The sequence below is a fragment of the Niveispirillum sp. GW835-FHT14G11 genome, from assembly GCF_058793615.1.
Genome location: NZ_JBXAFZ010000004.1, coordinates 263,343 through 282,445 on the forward strand (window position 1 = coordinate 263,343; position 19,103 = coordinate 282,445).

General features: G+C 62.9%; 17 protein-coding genes and 3 tRNA genes. 11 read left to right on the plus strand and 9 right to left on the minus strand.

Features of this window, described 5'->3' with window-relative positions; all coding sequences use genetic code 11:
- Window position 1: 1 nt before the first annotated feature.
- A tRNA-Asn gene (locus tag AC1Q7F_RS09780) sits at window positions 2-73 on the minus strand.
- Between the two features lie 97 nt (window positions 74-170).
- Window positions 171-245, minus strand: a tRNA-Asn gene (locus AC1Q7F_RS09785).
- Between the two features lie 178 nt (window positions 246-423).
- On the opposite strand from AC1Q7F_RS09785, the gene AC1Q7F_RS09790 reads away from it, so the two are divergent.
- From AC1Q7F_RS09790 to AC1Q7F_RS09800, 3 genes are read left to right on the plus strand one after another with little or no spacing between them, the layout of a single operon-like run.
- On the plus strand, window positions 424-1,032 hold the full coding sequence (locus AC1Q7F_RS09790) for an NUDIX domain-containing protein (protein ID WP_492506178.1): 609 nt from the start codon (window positions 424-426) through the stop codon (window positions 1,030-1,032).
- Window positions 1,033-1,081: 49 nt separating this feature from the next.
- Complete coding sequence (locus AC1Q7F_RS09795; RefSeq protein ID WP_492506180.1) at window positions 1,082-1,420, plus strand: type II toxin-antitoxin system RelE/ParE family toxin; 339 nt, start codon at window positions 1,082-1,084, stop codon at window positions 1,418-1,420.
- 3 nt (window positions 1,421-1,423) lie between these two features.
- Window positions 1,424-1,732, plus strand: coding sequence for a helix-turn-helix domain-containing protein (locus AC1Q7F_RS09800; protein WP_492506182.1), 309 nt, complete (start codon window positions 1,424-1,426; stop codon window positions 1,730-1,732).
- A gap of 46 nt (window positions 1,733-1,778) precedes the next feature.
- Here AC1Q7F_RS09800 and AC1Q7F_RS09805 read toward each other — a convergent pair.
- Window positions 1,779-1,852, minus strand: a tRNA-Cys gene (locus AC1Q7F_RS09805).
- 229 nt (window positions 1,853-2,081) lie between these two features.
- On the opposite strand from AC1Q7F_RS09805, the gene AC1Q7F_RS09810 reads away from it, so the two are divergent.
- The 6 genes from AC1Q7F_RS09810 (at window position 2,082) to AC1Q7F_RS09835 (ending at window position 8,573) form a co-directional block, all read left to right on the plus strand.
- Window positions 2,082-2,747, plus strand: coding sequence for a protein-L-isoaspartate O-methyltransferase family protein (locus AC1Q7F_RS09810; RefSeq protein WP_492506184.1), 666 nt, complete (start codon window positions 2,082-2,084; stop codon window positions 2,745-2,747).
- A 51-nt stretch (window positions 2,748-2,798) separates the two neighbouring features.
- The gene (locus AC1Q7F_RS09815) at window positions 2,799-3,101 is read left to right on the plus strand and encodes a rhodanese-like domain-containing protein (protein WP_492506186.1); all 303 of its coding nucleotides are present in this window, start codon (window positions 2,799-2,801) and stop codon (window positions 3,099-3,101) included.
- A gap of 2 nt (window positions 3,102-3,103) precedes the next feature.
- Complete coding sequence (locus AC1Q7F_RS09820) at window positions 3,104-4,495, plus strand: TolC family outer membrane protein (protein ID WP_492506187.1); 1,392 nt, start codon at window positions 3,104-3,106, stop codon at window positions 4,493-4,495.
- Between the two features lie 379 nt (window positions 4,496-4,874).
- The gene (locus AC1Q7F_RS09825) at window positions 4,875-5,273 is read left to right on the plus strand and encodes a DUF2497 domain-containing protein (RefSeq protein WP_492506189.1); all 399 of its coding nucleotides are present in this window, start codon (window positions 4,875-4,877) and stop codon (window positions 5,271-5,273) included.
- Window positions 5,274-5,378: 105 nt separating this feature from the next.
- A complete protein-coding gene (locus AC1Q7F_RS09830) occupies window positions 5,379-8,063 on the plus strand; it encodes a valine--tRNA ligase (protein ID WP_492506191.1) in 2,685 nt (894 codons plus the stop codon).
- Window positions 8,064-8,159: 96 nt separating this feature from the next.
- The gene (locus AC1Q7F_RS09835) at window positions 8,160-8,573 is read left to right on the plus strand and encodes a hypothetical protein (RefSeq protein ID WP_492506193.1); all 414 of its coding nucleotides are present in this window, start codon (window positions 8,160-8,162) and stop codon (window positions 8,571-8,573) included.
- Between the two features lie 34 nt (window positions 8,574-8,607).
- Here AC1Q7F_RS09835 and AC1Q7F_RS09840 read toward each other — a convergent pair whose 3' ends face one another.
- Window positions 8,608-9,444 carry a prohibitin family protein gene (locus AC1Q7F_RS09840; protein WP_492506499.1) on the minus strand — a complete coding sequence of 279 codons (837 nt, stop codon included), beginning with the start codon at window positions 9,442-9,444 and terminating at the stop codon, window positions 8,608-8,610.
- Window positions 9,445-9,526: 82 nt separating this feature from the next.
- Entirely contained in the window at window positions 9,527-10,057 is a 531-nt protein-coding gene (locus AC1Q7F_RS09845; RefSeq protein WP_492506195.1) for an invasion associated locus B family protein, read from the minus strand.
- A 292-nt stretch (window positions 10,058-10,349) separates the two neighbouring features.
- Between AC1Q7F_RS09845 and AC1Q7F_RS09850 the strand changes: the two genes are divergently transcribed.
- Window positions 10,350-11,939 (plus strand): peptide MFS transporter, encoded by a 1,590-nt coding sequence (locus tag AC1Q7F_RS09850; RefSeq protein WP_492506197.1) that lies wholly within the window; start codon window positions 10,350-10,352, stop codon window positions 11,937-11,939.
- A gap of 155 nt (window positions 11,940-12,094) precedes the next feature.
- On the opposite strand, the gene AC1Q7F_RS09855 is transcribed toward AC1Q7F_RS09850, so the two are convergent.
- Entirely contained in the window at window positions 12,095-12,952 is an 858-nt protein-coding gene (locus AC1Q7F_RS09855; RefSeq protein ID WP_492506198.1) for an ATP-binding protein, read from the minus strand.
- 211 nt (window positions 12,953-13,163) lie between these two features.
- Between AC1Q7F_RS09855 and yajC the strand changes: the two genes are divergently transcribed.
- Window positions 13,164-13,508, plus strand: a complete 345-nt coding sequence (gene yajC, locus AC1Q7F_RS09860; protein WP_492506200.1) for a preprotein translocase subunit YajC — start codon at window positions 13,164-13,166, stop codon at window positions 13,506-13,508.
- Window positions 13,509-13,658: 150 nt separating this feature from the next.
- On the opposite strand, the gene AC1Q7F_RS09865 is transcribed toward yajC, so the two are convergent.
- The 3 genes from AC1Q7F_RS09865 to AC1Q7F_RS09875 all read right to left on the minus strand — a co-directional run bounded on the left by AC1Q7F_RS09865 (window position 13,659) and on the right by AC1Q7F_RS09875 (window position 19,049).
- Window positions 13,659-16,685 carry a TonB-dependent receptor plug domain-containing protein gene (locus AC1Q7F_RS09865; RefSeq protein WP_492506203.1) on the minus strand — a complete coding sequence of 1,009 codons (3,027 nt, stop codon included), beginning with the start codon at window positions 16,683-16,685 and terminating at the stop codon, window positions 13,659-13,661.
- 363 nt (window positions 16,686-17,048) lie between these two features.
- A complete protein-coding gene (gene mgtE, locus AC1Q7F_RS09870; RefSeq protein WP_492506205.1) occupies window positions 17,049-18,380 on the minus strand; it encodes a magnesium transporter in 1,332 nt (443 codons plus the stop codon).
- Between the two features lie 60 nt (window positions 18,381-18,440).
- Entirely contained in the window at window positions 18,441-19,049 is a 609-nt protein-coding gene (locus AC1Q7F_RS09875; protein WP_492506207.1) for a class I SAM-dependent methyltransferase, read from the minus strand.
- Between the last annotated feature and the right edge of the window lie 54 nt (window positions 19,050-19,103).

A 19,103-nucleotide genomic window follows, 5' to 3' on the forward strand; every position in this document is an offset into this window, starting at 1 on the left:
GCTCCCAGGGAGGGATTCGAACCCCCGACCGGGCGGTTAACAGCCGCCTGCTCTACCACTGAGCTACCTGGGATCAGGCCATCGTCAACGTCGGAACAACAATCATACGCGTGCCAATCGCGACCCTGAACGAACAGGGCCGGACGCTTTGGGCATCCGGCCCTGCCGATTGGCTCCCAGGGAGGGATTCGAACCCCCGACCGGGCGGTTAACAGCCGCCTGCTCTACCACTGAGCTACCTGGGATCAGTGCTCACGACACAGCACCCGTTTGGGGCGCCGCATCGTGCGGTGGGCGGGCTTATAGCCAACCCTGTCCTTGTTTGTAAACCCCTGTTTCGCATTTTCGGACAATTTATTCAACAGACTGGAAAATCCCTGCGATTCCAGTAGCCTGCACCCATGTCTGACAAGGGGGACACGCATGCGCGACCATGACCCGGACACCAATCCCTGGCGCACCCTGACCCGCCGCGCGGTCTATGGCAATCCCTGGATCGACGTGGCCCATCACGAGGTGTTGAAGCCCAATGGCGATCCGGGCATCTATGGGCTGGTGCATTTCCGCAACCATGCTGTTGGCGTCGTGCCTGTGGATGGCGATGGCGACACCTGGCTGGTGGGACAGTACCGCTATCCCCTGAACCGCTACAGCTGGGAAATCCCGGAGGGCGGCGTGCCGGCGGGCGAGGATCCGGCCGCCGGTGCGGCCCGCGAATTGCGGGAGGAAACCGGCCTGACCGCGCGCCACATGCTCCCCATCATCGCGCGCGTCGCCCTGTCCAACAGCGTGTCGGACGAGGAAGGCACGCTCTACGTCGCCTGGGACCTGACCCAGGGACAGGCGGAACCCGACGATACCGAACAGCTGCGCCTGCGCCGGCTTCCCCTGCGCGACGCCCTGGCCATGGCTTTGTCGGGGGAGATCACCGACAGCCTGTCCCTGCTGGCCCTGCTGCGCCTGCCCCTGCTGCGCGACGCCCCCGACACGCCGCCGGACCTGCGGGCGGCGCTGGCGAAGGGGTTTGGGTAAGGCAGCATTGCCATTGCCGAAGATAGCCCATTGGGCTATCATCCATTTCATGCCCCTGCATACCGTCATCGAAACGGCACCCTATCTTCGCGATGCCGCACGATGCATGTCAGAGGCGGAACGCAAAGCCGTTATCGACTTGATTGCCGCACGGCCTCTAGCTGGCGACCTGATCCCCGATGGCGGCGGAATCCGAAAGCTGCGCGTGCCGCTGGAAGGACGGGGTAAGCGCGGTGGGGCGCGGGTGATCTACTATTATCACTCCTTGCGTTACCCATTGTTCCTGCTTGCCTGTTTCGCGAAGAACGAGCGGGCGGACCTCACCATGGCCGAACGCCGGGCCTTGGCGGTTGCGGTGAAGAAGCTGGCGGAAACCTATGGAGCCTGAAATATGTCCAAGCCCGCCTTCAACCGCATCATGGAAGGGGTCGAATCCGCTATTGCCATCGCGCAGGGCGGCGCTGATCCGCAGAGCTATCAGGTCCATGTGCCCACGCGTATTGATGTCACCCGCATCCGCCGCAATCTAGACCTCACCCAAGCCGAATTCGCGGCCCGTTTCGGCATCAGCCTGCACACGCTGCGCAAATGGGAACAGGAAGGGCGGGAGCCGGAAGGTCCGGCACGGGCCTATCTGACCGTGATCGAACGCGATCCGGCAGCAGTGGAAAGGGCGTTGCGTCAGCCGCCAAAAGTCTGAAGCAAAAAGGCCCGCTCCACATCGTGGAACGGGCCTTTTTGAATTCTGGAGGCACGGCCGGGAATCGAACCCGGATTCACGGATTTGCAGTCCGTTGCATCACCATTCTGCCACCGCGCCATCGGTGTCCCAATCAGGGCCCCGGTTGCGTTGCCGTCCGGGGTGGGGCCGGTATATAGACGGGTGACGGCTCCCCGGTCAAGGGGCAGGCACAAGAAATCCGCCGTATCCTTGCGTGGTGCAGCCGCAACATTGTGTTCCCTGTCGGGGACGGATATATAGCAGCGTGGTTCCGTCCTTGCGCGGGACCGCCGAACCCTTCCTCATCCCCAGCGTGACAGACCCGTCCATGATGGCCACCCCCGAATATAGCGCCGCCCGTCTGAACATGGTCGATTGCCAGATCCGGCCAAACAAGGTGACGGACCAGCGCGTTGTCGATGCCTTCCTGGCGATTGCCCGCGACCAGTTCGTGCCGGTCGGCCTGCGTGGCGTGGCCTATGTCGACAAAAGCATCCCGATCGGCAATGGCCGCTTCCTGCTGGAACCGATGGTCCTGGCCCGCCTCCTGAACGAGGCGAAGGTGGAAGCGTCCGATATCGTCCTGGATGTGGGCACCGGCACCGGCTATTCCGCCGCCATCATCGGTCGTCTGGCCGCCACCGTCGTGGCGGTGGAATCGGATGCCGATCTGGCCGCACAGGCCAACCAGGCCATGCAGACCCATGGCATCGACAATGCCGCCATCATGCAGGGGCCGCTGGCTGCCGGCTGGGCCAAGCAGGGTCCCTACAATGTAGTCGTCGTGCAGGGTGCCGTGGCCACGGTCCCGCCGGCACTGCTGGACCAGTTGGCCGAAGGCGGTCGTCTGGTGGCTGTGGTCCTGCCGGAAAGCGGTCAGGGTGTTGCCCGCCTCTATCAGAAAACCGGTGGCCAGGTGTCCAGCCGCATCCTGTTCGATGCCTCGGCCGCGCTGCTGCCGGGCCTGGAAGCCAAGCCGGATTTCCAGTTCTGATCAGTATACCCGGAGCCTCCTGTGCGCCCCATCACAGACAATGAACTGACGGTGGAGGATTTGGCGGACAGGCTCCGGGCGGATGACGGGGTGGTCGTGCTGGATGTACGCGAACCCTGGGAAGTGGAACTTTGCGATATTGCGCCAAGCATCCACATTCCGCTTGGGCAATTGCCGTCGGCCGTGGCGGCATTGCCAAAGGATCGTGATATCGCGGTCCTTTGCCACCACGGCATGAGAAGTGCGTATGCCACGCAATGGCTGCGCAGCCAGGGTTTCGACCGGGCCATCAATCTTGCGGGCGGAATCGACGCTTGGGCCCGGCGTATCGATCCGACCATGAAGGTGTATTGACCATGGACGCCAACCGTCTGACGCAGTCCCCGACCAGCCTGATCCTGCGCCGCGTGGCGCGCGCCGCCCTGCCGGCCATGGCGCTCGCCTTCGGGTTGGGCCTGTCCCCCGCCCAGGCCCAGTCGCTGGAGGATGCGCTGGCCCAGGCCTATCAGTCCAACCCCACCCTGGATGCCGCCCGCGCCCAGCTGCGCGCCACTGACGAACTGGTGCCGCAGGCCCGTTCCGGCTTCCTGCCCACGATCTCCGCCACTGGCGATGTCAGCCGCAATCTGCAGAAGAACGGCCCGTCGGAAACCTATTGGACCGAGAAGTCGGTGGGGGCTGAAGTTGTGCAGCCGATCTTTCGCGGCGGCCGTACCGTCGCGGCGATGAGCCGGGCCGAGGCTCTGGTGCAGTCGCAGCGTGCCGCCCTGCTCTCCACCGAGCAGAGCCTGCTGCTGGCCGCTGCCCAGGCCTATTGCGACGTGGTCCGCGACGAGGCGGTGCTGCAACTCACCGTTAATAACGAGACGGTGCTGAAGCGTCAGCTGGAAGCGTCGAACGACCGGTTCCGCGTGGGTGAGATCACCCGCACCGATGTCAGCCAGTCGGAGTCGCGCCTGGCCCTGTCGACCTCCAACCGCATCGCGGCCGAGGGCGCCCTGAATGCCAGTCGCGCCACCTTCGCCCGCCTGATCGGCGCCGTGCCGCAGGGGCTGAAGCAGCCGGCCCCGCTGACCGGCCTGCCCGCCTCGCTGGACGCCACCCTGGCGCTGGCCGACCAGAACAATCCGCAGATTGTGTCGGCCCGGTTCGCGGAGCGTGCGGCCGACGCCGCCGTCGATCAGACGGCCGGTGAACTGCTGCCCACCGTGTCGCTGGTCGGTTCCTACAGCCGCACCTGGGACCGTCCCGGCTCGCTGGGCGACCTGGACAGTGGCGCCATCATGGCCCGCGTCTCGATCCCCATCTATGAAGCCGGCAACACCACCGCCCGCGTCCGCGAGGCCAAGCAGACCGCCTCGCAGCGTCGCATCCAGATCGACGAGGCGGCGCGCAATGTCCGCGAGACGGGCATCCGCGCCTGGGAAGCGCTGAGCACGTCGCGTGCTTCCATCAAGTCGCGCAACGAGCAGGTGCGCGCCGCCAATATCGCCCTGGAAGGCGTGCGCCAGGAAGCCACGGTGGGTTCGCGCACCGTGCTGGACACCCTGGACGCCGAGCAGGAACTGCTGAACGCCCAGGTCGAATTGGTTCGCGCCCAGCGCGACGAGGTCGTCGCCAGCTTCCAGGTGAAGGCCGCCACCGGCCAGCTCACCGTCAGCAGCCTGGGCCTGCCCGTCCAGGTCTATGATGTGGAGCAGCATTACAACAGCGCTTCCAGCAAGATCTGGGGTCTGTCGGCGGATTGATTCGCCGGCATTTCAAGCAAATGCATGCCCGCAAGGGGAGGCCGAAAGGCCTCCCCTTCGCTTTTAGGCGGTCCGGGGGGCCAATTCTTCAATCCTGTTAACAAGTTCGTGGAAATTTCACGCGTTCTGCCCTAGGCTTGCGGTCGAATTCGTAGAAGGTCAGGTTACGCGCGAAATGGCCGACAAAGGGTCCTCACAAGAACCATCGATGGAAGAGATCCTCGCTTCCATTCGCAGGATCATTTCCGAAGATGGCGAGACGGCGGAGGAGGCTGCGCCGCCGCCGCCTCCCCCCCCGCCACCGCCGCCGCCCCCTCCGCCCCCCCCACCGCCGCCGCCCCCTCCGCCACCGCCTCCGCCGCCGCCCCCCATGATGATGATGAGGGAGCCGGAGCCCGAGCCGGAGCCTGATTACGGGCCGATGGAGGAGGAGCCGCTCGAACTGACCCAGATGGTTCAGGAAGAGCCGGAGCAATATTATTCCCCGCCTCCCCCGCCGCGGCGCGCGCCGCCGATGGATGATGGCGGCCTGATCTCCGACTTTGCCGCCGATGCCGCGGGCCGGGCCTTTGCCAGCGGTCTCGCCGGTTTCCGCCGGGGCGGCCCCAGCCTGACGGGCGACGGCCCGGTCGGCCGTGGCGACGTCACGCTGGAACAGATCGTTTATGAGATCGTGCGGCCGATGATCCGTGAATGGCTGGATGACAATCTGCCCACCATGGTGGAGCGGATGGTCAAGCGCGAGATCGAGCGGGTGGTAAGGCGCGGCCTCGACTGACGCGCCTGCCTGCATTGTCATGAACAAAAGGGGCGGCGCCTTGCTGGTGCCGCCCCTTTTCATTTATCTAACCCGATCACCTTTTACCCGGAAGGCCCGGCCATCATGTTGGAAAAGACGTTCTCCCCCGCGCAAGTGGAAGCCAGCCATTATCAGCGTTGGGAGGCGACGGGTGCGTTCGCCGCACATGTCGATTCGAACCAGACGCCCTATACCATCATGATGCCGCCGCCCAACGTGACGGGCAGCCTGCATATGGGCCACGCCCTCACCTTCACCCTGCAGGACATCCTGATCCGGTATCAGCGCATGCGCGGCAAGGATGCGCTGTGGCAGCCGGGCACCGACCATGCCGGCATCGCCACCCAGATGGTGGTGGAGCGTAATCTGGCCAAGGAAGGCATCAGCCGGCAGGATCTGGGCCGCGAGAAGTTCCTGGAAAAGGTCTGGCAGTGGAAGGCGGAGTCCGGCGGCACCATCACCACGCAGTTGCGCCGCCTGGGCGCGTCGACCGACTGGGCGCGGGAGCGTTTCACCATGGATGAGGGCCTGAACAAGGCCGTGCACAAGGTGTTCGTGGAGCTGCACCGCCAGGGCCTGATCTATCGCGACAAGCGTCTGGTCAACTGGGACCCCAAGCTGCACACCGCCATCTCCGACCTGGAGGTGGAACAGAAGGAGGTGAACGGGAACCTGTGGCACTTCCGCTATCCGATCGACGGGCAGGAAGGCCGCTATATCGTCGTCGCCACCACCCGGCCGGAAACCATGCTGGCCGACACCGCCGTCGCCGTTCATCCCGAGGATGAGCGCTACAAGGACCTGATCGGCAAGTTCGTGCGCCTGCCCCTGGTCGGCCGCCTGATCCCCATCGTCGCCGACGAGTATGCCGATCCGGAGACGGGTTCCGGTGCCGTGAAGATCACGCCGGCCCATGACTTCAACGATTTCGAGGTCGGCAAGCGCCACAAGCTGCCGCTGATCAACCTGCTGGACCGCGACGCCCGCATCGTCCAGGAATTCGAAGGCTACAAGCCCGGCCCCGATGGTCGCCTGGAAGCCTTTACCGAGACCATGCCCGAGGCCTATCGCGGCCTGGACCGGTACGAGGCGCGCAAGAAGGTCGTGGCCGAGCTTGAGGCGCTGGACCTGCTGGAACAGATCGTCCCGCACAAGATGACCCAGCCGCATGGCGACCGGTCCGGCGTGGTGATCGAACCCTGGCTGACCGACCAATGGTATTGCGACGCCGCCACCCTGGCCAAGCCGGCCATCGAGGCGGTGGAGACCGGCAAGACCGTGTTTGTCCCGAAGAACTGGGAAAACACCTATTTCGAATGGATGCGCAACATCCAGCCCTGGTGCATCTCGCGTCAGCTCTGGTGGGGCCACCAGATCCCCGCCTGGTATGATGCCGACGGCAATGTCTTCGTGGCGGAGACGGCGGAAGAGGCCCAGGCCCAGGCCGGTGCCGGCGTGGCGCTGACCCGCGACAGCGATGTGCTGGACACCTGGTTCTCGTCGGCCCTGTGGCCGTTCAGCACGCTGGGCTGGCCGGAACAGGTGCCGGAGCTGGATCGCTATTATCCCGGCGACGTGCTGGTCACCGGCTTCGACATCATCTTCTTCTGGGTTGCCCGCATGATGATGATGGGCATCCATTTCATGGGCGATGTCCCCTTCAAGACGGTCTATATCCACGCCCTGGTCCGTGACGAGAAGGGCCAGAAAATGTCGAAGTCGAAGGGCAATGTCATCGACCCGCTGGAAGTGATCGACCAGTATGGCTGTGACGCCCTGCGCTTCACCCTGACTGCCATGGCGGCGCAGGGCCGCGACATCAAGCTGGCCGTCAACCGCGTCGAAGGCTACCGCAACTTCGCCACCAAGCTGTGGAACGCCGCCCGCTATGCGGAGATGAACCAGGTCGCCACCATCCCCGGCTTCGACCCGGCCGGCGTGAAGCTGACCGTCAATAAATGGATCGTGGGCGCGGTGCAGCAGGCCGCATCCCGCGTCACCGACGCCCTGGACGCCTACAAGTTCAACGAGGCGGCGAACAGCATCTATCAGTTCGCCTGGAACAGCTTCTGCGACTGGTATCTGGAATTCACCAAGCCCATCCTGAATGGCGAGGATGAAGCCGCCAAGGCCGAAACCCGCGCCACCACGGCCTGGGTGCTGGACCGTATCCTGCACCTGCTGCACCCGGTCATGCCCTTCATTACCGAAGAGCTGAACGAGAAACTGGGCGGCAGCGGCCAGACCCTGATCTCCGCCCCCTGGCCCGTGGCCCAGGCGGCCCTGATCGATGCCGCGGCGGGTGACGAGATGGAATGGGTGGTGCGCCTGATCTCCGCCATCCGCACCGTGCGCTCGGAAATGAACGTGCCCCCCTCGGCTCAGCTGCCCCTGCTGTTGAAGGGCGCCACGGACATCACCCGCCAGCGCCTGGCCACCCACCGCGACCTGATCCTGCGCCTGGCCCGCCTGTCCGGCGTGGACGCCACCAGTGACGAGGCGCCCAAGGGTTCCGCCCAGGCCGTCCTGGACGAAGCCACCCTGATCCTGCCGCTGGCCGACTTCATCGATGTCGAGAAGGAAAAGGCGCGTCTGGCCAAGGAGATCGGCAAGCTGGAAGGCGAGATCACCAAGATCGACGCCAAACTGTCGAACAAGAACTTCGTCGACAAGGCGCCGGAAGAGGTGATCGAGGAACAGCGCGACCGCCGGGCCGACGCGGACACCACCCGCGCCAAACTGGCCGAGGCGTTGACGCGGCTGGGGTAATATCCACCGCTTTGAAGTAGGATGGGGGCACAGCGTTCAGACGCTGTGCCCCTCTTTCGTTTCAGGAACGATAAAGTCGAACGGAGACCCACCTTGGTGAGAACGGACGACGAAGCCCCCGACTGGACATTGGAAGAACATCTCGCTGCCGGACCCAGGGCCCTTGAAATCATCGCAGCAGACACGGTCCATACCAATCTGGAACCAGTGTGCCACCATTTCTCCGAACTCTGCCCGGTCGACCCGGAGGCAGTGAGTGTCGAAGACACCTATCAGCACCTGATCCCACAATTCTCGGCGCTTGGCGTGGATTTCCTCGCGGATCGACTGGAGGCCTGGGAAAGGTTGCGACCGGACAATGATTGGCTTCAAGTCCGTATTCCGGCCCTGTTTCAGGCTGCTGCTGCTTGTGGGTTACGTTATGAAGGCTGGACCTGGGAACCGCGGAACCGTCAGCCCGTTGGGACATGCCGGTTCCGGGTGATCAACAATAGGACGCCCGTGCCGTAAGAAGTGGCACCGTCACGGGTCAGGCAAGCCGCTGTCACTTCACGGGAACGAACGGCAATGCCCCGTTCGGCACCATGGTTGTCGGCAACTTGCCGTCCCATTTCTCCGCGGCCGTCAATGCCACCAGCGAGGGATTGTCCCGCAGCGCGCGCCCCCGCGCGTCGATCGCGGCCGCTTCGGCCTCGCCCTTCACCCGGGTCGCATAGGCTTCGGCGTCCGCCGCGGCCCGGGTCGCGGCTGCCTGCGCCTCCGCATGATTCACCTTCTGCTGCGCTTCCTGCTCCACGCGCATCAGATTGTTGCGGGCGGTTTCCACATCGGCCTTGGCCTTGGCCGCCGCTTCAACAGCGTCCTCATAAGTATCTGAGAAGTCGATATTTTCAAGCTGTACACTGTCCACGACCAGACCAGTGCTGACCATGGCCTGGGTGATGGATGCCTGGATTTCGTCGTTCAGCCTTGCACGCTGCTGGATGGCATCCAGGGCCGTATATTGTCCGAATACCACCTTGGTCTGCTCATTCACACGCGGATCGAGAATGCGGGTAACGGCACCCTCCAACCCCCCGTAATTCTCATAGATGGCCGCCACGGATGCCGTGTCCACCCGAATATTCACCGACAGACGAAGGGTCGCCGTCTGTTGATCCTTGGAATAGGCCATGAGGGTATCATAGGTTCTTTTATTCGTACGGATATCGATATCGACCGCCGTCTGCACCAGAGGCAATTTGAAACTGAGCCCGGGTTCCGAAATGGCGGTAATCTTTCCATTTGTGAGGATGATCGTCCGCTCGCCCTGATCGACCGTGTACCAGCTGCCGGCGAAGATGGTTACTGCGACTATTCCGATGCCGACGGCAAAAAACACTGCCAAGGGCTGTCCTGGGATTCATCAAACGCTCCGTTTATCGTCGGATCAAGAGCGCAAAGTGCATGTTTCCGCGGAGCCATCATGGCTTCGCCTGAAGCATTCCGCAGGCTTCCCTGAAGCGGGCGAGCCCCTCCTGAAACCCCTTCAGCGGGAAAGATGCCTTCATATCATTGACCTTGAACTGGATAGACTTGCCCCTCATCTGGCTGATGAAGCCGTCGGCGGAATCAAGACTGATGTGGAAGCCCGCGGGGATGAGCATTCCATGCCAGTTCGAAGCAATCGTCTTGCCATCGACCGTTACCTTGATGGAGGTGATGCCGCCTGCCAGTTCCTTGATACTAAGCGACTGTGACCGCCCATGGGGGCCAATCACGGACATGTCCGGCGCCTGACCGGCCTTGCAACTGACCACCGCCCCATTCAGGGCATCCCGCTTCGCCGTAGCTAAGGCGACAACAACCTCTGCATTTGGAAATTCCAGCGTTCTTACAACCCATTCATCAAATGGTTCCTCGCTCTTTACGGCGGCGCTAGCCTTCATGGCGCCCAGAACGGTCGTCGCGAGGAGCGTCATTCCGACCAACAAATTCCATTGGAATTTTGCCATAGTGTGCACCTTTTTTGGGGAATCCCCGCAAATGCCTATCGGGTGTGCAACCATATCAACCATCATGGAAGATACGAAGGGTCAGAGTTGTCCACCGCAATTGTCAGGGACAGTGTGCCCATCACAACACCATGCAATCGCATGTTGTGACGATAAACGACGCTGGCACTGAACAGATCGTGTTCATCGCCCCCTGTGACGCCCGTCACAGGCCGATACAGTTGCCCCCTATGTCGGCGATGCCAAACATGCTATAGGGCGCGATCCTCAGCATCCAACACAACAGGCAGCAATGGCTTGGATATCAAACGACCCCGAACGGGGTTTTTTCGGGCATCCGCGTGGTCTGGCACCGCTGTTCTTCGCCGAGATGTGGGAGCGTTTCTCCTTCTACGGCATGCGGGCCCTCCTGACCCTCTATCTGGTCAAGCATTTCCTCTATAGCGACGGTGCGGCCGGCTTCATCTATGCCAGCTACGCGTCGCTGAACTATGCGATGCCGGTGATCGGCGGCCTGATCGCCGACCGCTATCTGGGCAGCCGCAAGGCGGTGATGCTGGGGGCCATCCTTCTGGTCTGCGGCCATATCGGCATGGCCTTTGAAGGCGCGCCGTCCCAGGTGATCGACGGTGTCGTGGTACGCCAGTCGCCCTATGACCAGATCATGTTCCTGTCGCTGGCCTTCATCATCACCGGCGTCGGTTTCCTGAAGTCGAACATCTCGACCATGGTCGGCAAGCTGTATAACAGCAAGGATGATCCCCGCCGTGACCCCGGCTACACCATCTTCTACATGGGCGTGAATCTGGGTTCGTTCTTCTCCACCATCGCCTGCGGTTATCTGGGCGAGACCTATGGCTGGAAATACGGCTTCGGTCTGGCCGGCATCGGCATGGTGTTCGGCCTGATCGTGTTCGCGCGCGGCACCCAATGGTATCGCAATTCCGAAGCACCCGACCCGGTGAAGCTGGCCAAGCCGATGGCTTTCGGCCTGTCGCTGGAATGGCTGATCTATATCGCCGCCATCGTCGGTGTGATCGTCAACTGGCAGCTGGTGCAGAACCACCATGTCGTCGGCACCCTGCTGCTGGCCGTGGTCACCCTGGTCGTCATCGGCCTGGTCTGGTTCTCCCTGACCCAGTGCACGAAGATCGAGCGTGAACGCCTGATCGCCATGATCATCATGATCTCGCTGTCAGTGGTGTTCTGGACCCTGTTCGAACAGGCCGGCACCTCGCTGACCCTGTTCGCCGACCGCAATTCCGACCGCCTGCTGTTCGGCATGGTCGTTCCGGCGTCGGTGGTGCAGGTGTTCAACCCGATGTTCATCGTGCTGCTGGGCCCGCTGTTCAGCTGGGGCTGGGTGGCGCTGGCCCGGAAGGGGCTGGAACCCTCCACGCCGATGAAGTTCGGTCTGGCCATCATCCAGGTGGCCCTGGGCTTCGGCGCCCTGGTCATCGGGGCCTCGGTGGCGGGTGCGGATGCCCAGACCGGCATCATCTGGCTGGTCCTGGCCTATCTGCTGCACACGACCGGCGAGCTGTGCCTGTCGCCCGTCGGCCTGTCGATGATCAGCCGCCTGTCGGTGGCCCGCATCACCGCCATGATGATGGGCGTGTGGTTCCTGTCCTCGTCGGGCGCGCACTACCTGGCAGGCTTCATCGCCTCCATGGCCAGCGCTTCGGCCGAAGGCGGCGCCGTCCTGTCGCCGCAGGAAAGCCTCCAGGTCTATGCAGGGGTCTTCAAGGACCTGCTGATCTGGGCCGGCGGCATCGGCGTCCTGGTCTGCGTGACCTCGCCGCTGGTCAAGAAGCTGATGCACATGGGTGCGGCCGACATGCACGCCGAAATCCCGCCGGAAGACGTGCGCAAGTCCGCCTGACATTCGGCATCCGCTGAATGAGAAAGGGCCGTCCGGATCGCTCCGGGCGGCCCCTTTGTTTGTGAAGGCCGGCGACTGCCGGCCCGCCGCCCATGCGGCGTGAGCCAAGCCGCCGGATGGCGGCGCCCGGCGCTTGAGGGAACACAATAAAGAGATTATCCCAGCTTCTTGCCCGCCGCCCCGGCTAGGTCCTGGATCAGCTGCCAGGCCACCCGGCCCGAGCGGTTGCCGCGCGTCACAGACCATTCCACGGCCGCCGCATGCAGCTGTTCCACGCTCAGATCCAGCCCATGGGCGGCGGCATAGCCTTCGACCATGGCGAAATAGCTGTCCTGATCGCAGGCATGGAAACCCAGCCACAGGCCGAACCGGTCGGACAGGCTGACCTTCTCCTCCACCGCTTCCGCCGGATTGATGGCGGTGGACCGCTCATTCTCGATCATGTCGCGCGGCATCAGGTGCCGGCGGTTGGAGGTGGCGTAGAGCACGACATTGTCGGGCCGCCCCTCGATCCCGCCCTCCAGCAGCGCCTTCAGCGATTTGTAGTCGCCGTCATCGGTGCTGAACGATAGATCGTCGCAGAACAGCACGCAGCGCCGGTCGCTGCCGCGCAGCACCTCCAGCAGCCTTCCCAGCGTCGGGATATCGTCGCGGTGGATTTCCACCAGCGCCAGGGCACCGGCCGCATCGCGGTTCACACGGGCATGCACGGCCTTGACGATGGAGCTTTTGCCCATGCCGCGCGCACCCCAGAGCAGGGCATTGTTGGCCGGCAGGCCACGGGCGAAGCGGGCGGTATTCTCCAGCAGCTGCGCCTTCTGCCGGTCGATACCTTTCAGCAGGTCGTAATCGACATGGGCGACCCGGGCCACCGGCGTCAGCGACAGGGTATCGGCATGCCAGACAAAGGCATCGGCGGCCGACAGATCGCCCGTGGGCCGGGCCGGCGGCGCCAGTCGGTCCAGGGCATCGGCGATGCGCGACAGAAGGGGGAGAATATCCTGTTCGGCCATGGTCAAGGTCGCTCGAAATATCGGTGGCGCCCCTTGCGCGGGAATGCCAGCGGGGCCAGATGAGGAGCCGCACGCTATCATGGGGCCGGCATGCGCCCGAAGCCCGCTTGCCGCATGGCAGCGTGGCCGGTTTCGGTTGCAACGGCCTTGGCGGCTTGTATAGTCCCCGCATCCGGCGCCGCCGGGATGTAAAAGAATTGAGGAGCAGTTGATGTTCATTTCCACGGCCTATGCCCAGGCCGCTGCCGGTGCGCCGGGCGGTGGTGGCATGGAATCCCTGATGTCGCTGGCCCCGCTGGTGCTGATCTTCGTCGTCTTCTATTTCCTGCTGATCCGTCCGCAGCAAAAGAAGCTGAAGGAGCACAAGTCGATGCTGGACGCACTGCGCCGGGGTGACAAGGTCGTGACGGGCGGCGGCATCGTCGGCTCCGTCGTCAAGGTCGCCGATGACGAAGTGACGGTGGAGATCGCCACCGGTGTGCAGGTCCGCGTCCTGCGCCCCACCATCACCACCATCCTGTCCAAGACCGAGCCGGCCAAGACGGACGAGAAGTAAACCTTCCCTCAGGGTGGGCGATATAAAAAGCCCCGATCCCGGACAGCCTGGGATCGGGGCTTTTCTTTTGTGGTCTTTCATTGGGGACTGATGCCCCGGCCAGGAAGCGGACTGCCGCATCCGCAACCGGATGCGGCAGTCCATTCCCGATCAGAACGATTTGGTCACGTTGACAAACACGCGACGGCCGGTGAAGTCATAGCCACTATAGATCGGCGAATTGCCGATAAGGGAGTAGCTGGCCTTGGCGCCGGTCAGGCCGGAGGAAACCTTCGGCGGCTCCTTGTCCATCAGGTTACGGACACCGACAGTAACACCCCAGTCCTCAGCCTTGTACTGGGCCGACAGGTGATGCAGCTCGTAGGACGGCACGTTGGCAATCCTGGGATCAGTGGCCTTGTTGATGCCCAGGATGTCGTAGCTGTCCATCTTGGCCACCCACTCGTAACCGTAGCGGAAGCTCCAGCCCTCGATGCTATAGATCAGCTCGCCGTTGAACGTGTATTCCGGCGCGCGCAGGGTGCCGTTGTATTCATCCCACGGATCTTCCGGAAAAGTCTTCTGCTTCTGCTGGAAGAACTGGGTCAGCGTGCCGTTGATGGTCGCGTCGCCGCCGCCGATATCCATCGTATACCGGACATTGTAGTCGATGCCTTCGGTGATGCTCGACGAGATGTTCGTGTAGCCGTTGATGACGGTCAGGGCGTTCGAGCCGGCCGTGCGCGCCGAAACCAGACGGCACAGCGGGCTGCCACTCCGGAATTCCTGGCTGTCATAGCAACGGCTCAGAATGTCGATGGTCGGGATCTGGTCAATGGCGTTGTCGATCTTGATGTCGAAGTAATCCACGGCAATCGACAGACTACCATACTGATCGTCGAACTCCGGCTTCAGCACACCGCCGACGGTGAAGTTCTTGGATGTCTCTGCTTTCACGCCAGCCGCCCGGCCGCCAACAGACCGGGTAGTGATGCTGGAGGTGGCATTGAAGTCCTGCGGCAACCCTTCGGTGGCGCAATTGGCCTTGATATTGGCGCTGACGTTCGGTGCCCCGTAATTGTTGCAAGGGTCGTTCGCCTGGCTGAGGAAGCCGGAGGTTTCGCCCTGGAACTGCTCGAAAAGCGCTGGTGCACGGAACGACGTTCCGTAGGTTGACCGGATAGCCAGCCAGCCGGTCGGCCGGTAGTGGCCACCGACCTTGTAGGTCCAGTCGGAACCATAGCTGTCATATTCGGTGTAGCGACCGGAACCGTTGATCGTCAGTTCCTCGGCCAGCGGCATGTCCGCCAGCAGCGGAACCTCCAACTCGCCGAACACCTCCACGACGCTGTCTTTGCCGATGGTGGGCTGGGCGCTTGTCAGGCCCAGCAGGTTGGAGTTGACGGAATGGATCGACGGCGTGTCGTTGATCTCTGACCGGCGATATTCGAGGCCCAACGCCGCTTGGACTTTGCCGGCCGGCAACTCGAACACCGGACCGTCGATGTTGAGGGCGGCCTGTTTCTCTTCATAGGTGGTATTGCCAACGATCGGACGGAAGACATAATCCACCCAGTCCTGGGGCAACCGCCCGGCGATGGTCTGGCTGTTCAGCACAGGCGCCGGAATACAGCCTTCGGCCGGGTTCGTCACGGAGATGGCGCAGACTACGCCCGCTCCATTGGCCCCGGGACGCACCAATGCCGAGCTGATGCCGGCGGGGGCGGCAACCACATTGACCGAGTTGCTCATCTTGTCGACGAGGAAGGATTGCTGCGCGTAGCTGCCCTTGGACTTGGAATAGGTGCCGTTCAGATCATAGCGCCATTCCGGCAGGAACGGGATGTCGCCACGCAGGCCGGCGGTGGACTTGTAGAAATCAATCTCCTGCTCGCTCTTGTCATTGCCGAAGCCGATGAAAGCGCGCAGACCGGGGCCGGTATGAAGAAGCGAGCCGAAAGCCGTGCCGCGGCCTTGCAGGCCGGTCGGCACCAGAGCGGACATGTGCGGATAGTCGAGCGAAAGCTGGCGGAAGCCGGTCTGGGACGATTCACGCCGGTTATACAGGAACTCGGCATAGAATTCGGCCGCCCCCTCCTCGTCCAGTTCATAGGAACCTTGAGCGAAGGCGTTGTAGGTCTTCACGGGCGAGAGTATCTCGCGGTTCAAGGTGCGCGGATCGAACGTGTCGCGGACATTAATGTTGTTGGTACCGCCGCCAACGCCTTCATAACCGGCAAGCCCCGTGGTGATGGCGGAATTCGGCCGCCAGCGATTGAAGGATGAACTGGTGCCGGGGCTGGCGGAACCAGCGGCACCGATGCCGGCGATGCTGGCCGTACCCAACGTGTTGATGGTGACACCGTTGGAGCCCGTGCTCGTGATCGGATAGCATTTCGCCTTGCCGGTGAGCGGGTCGATGAAGTCGGTCGTGACCCCCGTGACCCGGTTGAACCGGTAATCCAGGTTGCATTGGGTCCAGTCGCGATCAGCAAGCGCTAGGGACTTTTTCTCGAAATATTCCAGCGAACCTGCAACCCGCCAACGATCGCCCTTGGTACCACCGACAATGGAAGCCCGCGCTTCCTCACCGCCCTCGTCGAACGGACGGGTGAACTTGCCCTCAACCGTCACGCCATCCAGGTCCGTCTCGGTGACGACATTGACGACACCGGCAATTGCGTCGGAGCCATAGATGGACGAGGCACCGTCACGAAGGATCTCCACACGCTCAACAATGGCGCTGGGCAGGACGTTCAGGTCGGCCGCCTCCAGCGCGCCGCGGGTGCCCGAGGGCGTGACACGACGGCCATTGATCAGCACCAGCGTGCGACCGGCCCCCAGGCCACGCAGGGACACCGTGTTGGTGCCCGAACCACCGTTCACCACGAAGCCGCCGAACGCATTGTTCAGCTGGGACGAGCCGCTGGTCACACCGCTGCCCTGCAGCAGTTCTCCAGTTGTGGTCAGGCCGGCCAGGACGCTTTCCTCGCGGTTGATCACCTGGATCGGCGATGCGGAATTGAAAATATCGCGGCGGATACGCGATCCGACCACGACGATTTCCTTGATCTCCTCCGCCGAGGAACCGGGATTGGATTGCGCCGAGGCCGGCATGGCGGTCAGGATCATCGCCGCCGCACCCGTCAATAAGGCGGCACGCAAGGTGCCAGACTTGGAAACCCGATAGTTCGTCATCTCTCAGCATTCCTTTTTGATTATCGACAAGCCTACAGGCCCATGCGGGTCAAGTCGCAGGGTCCGACACCCCAGCCTGTCGTTATGACAGTTAAGTGTCGTGCCCGACTGTCGGACAAGCCTGCTTGCGATGACGATACGTCTTTCGCCAAAAGTGTTGCATTATTGCACTTGATGGGGGTATTTATGCCGCAAATATTTCAAAAGGCTTATGTGTTCCGTAATTTTTGAACGGCCAAAAATACCACAGGCCCTGACTGTTTCAACTATGCAACGGAATATCAAACTGGTTGCAGTATCTCTGAACGATATATCGATGGCAATCCCATCGGATTCTCCCGACGCGGGCGCATACACCCGGCTTCAGAGCAAAATCAGCGTCGCCAAGCCCAGGAAGGCCAGGAAGCCGACCACGTCGGTGACCATGGTCAGGAACACCCCCGACGCCACGGCCGGATCGATCTTCATTCGGTCCAGCACGAAGGGGATCAGGGCGCCGCACAGACCGGCACAGATCAGGTTGATGACCATGGCCCCGGCGATGATCAGGCCCATCAGCGAATGACCGAACCAGAAAAAGGTGATGCCGCCCACGATACTGGCCAGCGCCAACCCGTTGAGCAGACCGACAAGCACCTCCTTGCCGATGACGCGGGCGGCATTGGATGTCGTCAGTTCCTTGGTGGCCAGGGCGCGCACCGCCACCGTCAGGGCCTGGGTGCCGGCATTGCCGCCCATGCTGGCTACGATGGGCATCAGCGCTGCCAGCGCCACGACATGGGCGATGGTGTCGGTGAACTGGTTGATGACGGTGGCGGAGATCAGGGCCGTGACCACGTTGAAGGCCAGCCAGCGGAAGCGGGAGCGGGCGGTCGACAGCACGGCGCGGTAAAGATCGTCCTCGCCCACCCCACCCATGGCCAGAAGGTCGGCCTCGGCCTCCTCCTCAATCACGTCGACCACGTCATCGACGGTGATGACGCCGACCAGCCGCCCCCCCTTGTCCACCACGGGGGCGGAGACCAGGCCATAATTACGGAACAGGCGGGCCACCTCCTCCTGGTCCATGGTGATGGGGATGCGGTGGATATCCTTGTGCAGGATGTCGGCCAGTTTCACACCACGTTTGGCGCGCAGCACGCGGGAGAGCGGCACGCTGCCCACGACCCGGTGCATGGGATCAACGACGAAGATGTCGTAGAATTGCTCCGGCAGGTCGCTGTCGTCGGTGGTGGCGGCGGCGCGCAGATAATCCAGCAGCCCGCCCACGGTCCAGAATTCCGGCACCGACACGAACTGCCGGCCCATCAGGCGGCCCGCCGAATATTCTGGGTAGGTCAGGCCTTCCTCAACCAGCGCCCGCGCCTCGGGCGGCAGGTTGGAGAGGATGGCAAGCTGGGCATCGTCATCCAGGTCCTGGATGACATCGACGGCATCATCGGTATCCAGTTCCGCCACGGCGGCGGCCAGGGCCTTGGGCTCCAGCCGCTCCACCACCTCGTCGCGCAGATCGACGGAAAGATAGGCCAGGATCTCGGCATCGAATTGCGGGCGCAGCAGCGCGATCAGCAATTCGCGCCTGTCTTCGTCCGCCTGTTCCAGCAGGTCGGCAATGTCCGATGGATGCAGATCGGCCAGCGCCGTAGCGGCGCTTTGCGCGTCACCGGCGTCCAGGAAATCCGAGATTGAATGCATCTGCGCCCTTTCAGGCTCCTGCATCGTCAAGACCAGACCTCAATCGCGTACGCACCAGGCCTACCGCTCGTCTGGGAAATGCGCCTGCGCCAAGGCACGCAATTCTCCATCCGACAGCAGCGCGTTGGAAGCGGCCATCCACAGGTCATAGAATGGGTATCCGCGTGAGATGCCGGCCACCGCCTTGAAGCCGGCAGTCTGAAGCGCCGCCGCCAGACTGTCGCGGGTGAAGCCGGTGCGATGCTCCATGAAGCGGTTTCCCGCCGCCATCGCCGGCCGATAGCCATAAAGCACATCGATGGCGGCGATCGGGCCGGCGGGGGAGACGGCGAACGGCTCCATCAACCGGCCTTTCGCCACCAGCGAAGCCAGCCCCTGCAGATCGGGACAGATAATGATCATGAACCCGTCGGGTTTCAAAACCCGACGGCATTCGGCCAGGGCGGTCGGCACATCGTGGGGATACTGGTGCTCGATACTATGGCTGGAGAAGACGGCATCCATGCTTGCGGATGCGACAAGGTCCATCTTCACCATGGATCCGACGATGTCCGCCCCGACACCTGGATCGATGTCATAGCGCGTCTCATGCCAGCCCTCGCCGGCAAAAGTCTTCGTCGTGTTCTGTCGCCGTTTCTCGCCACAACCGACATGAAGGAAGCGCTTCAACTCCATCATCCCACCCTGTCCCAAACATACATGTTGATCGGACCGCGGGCTGCA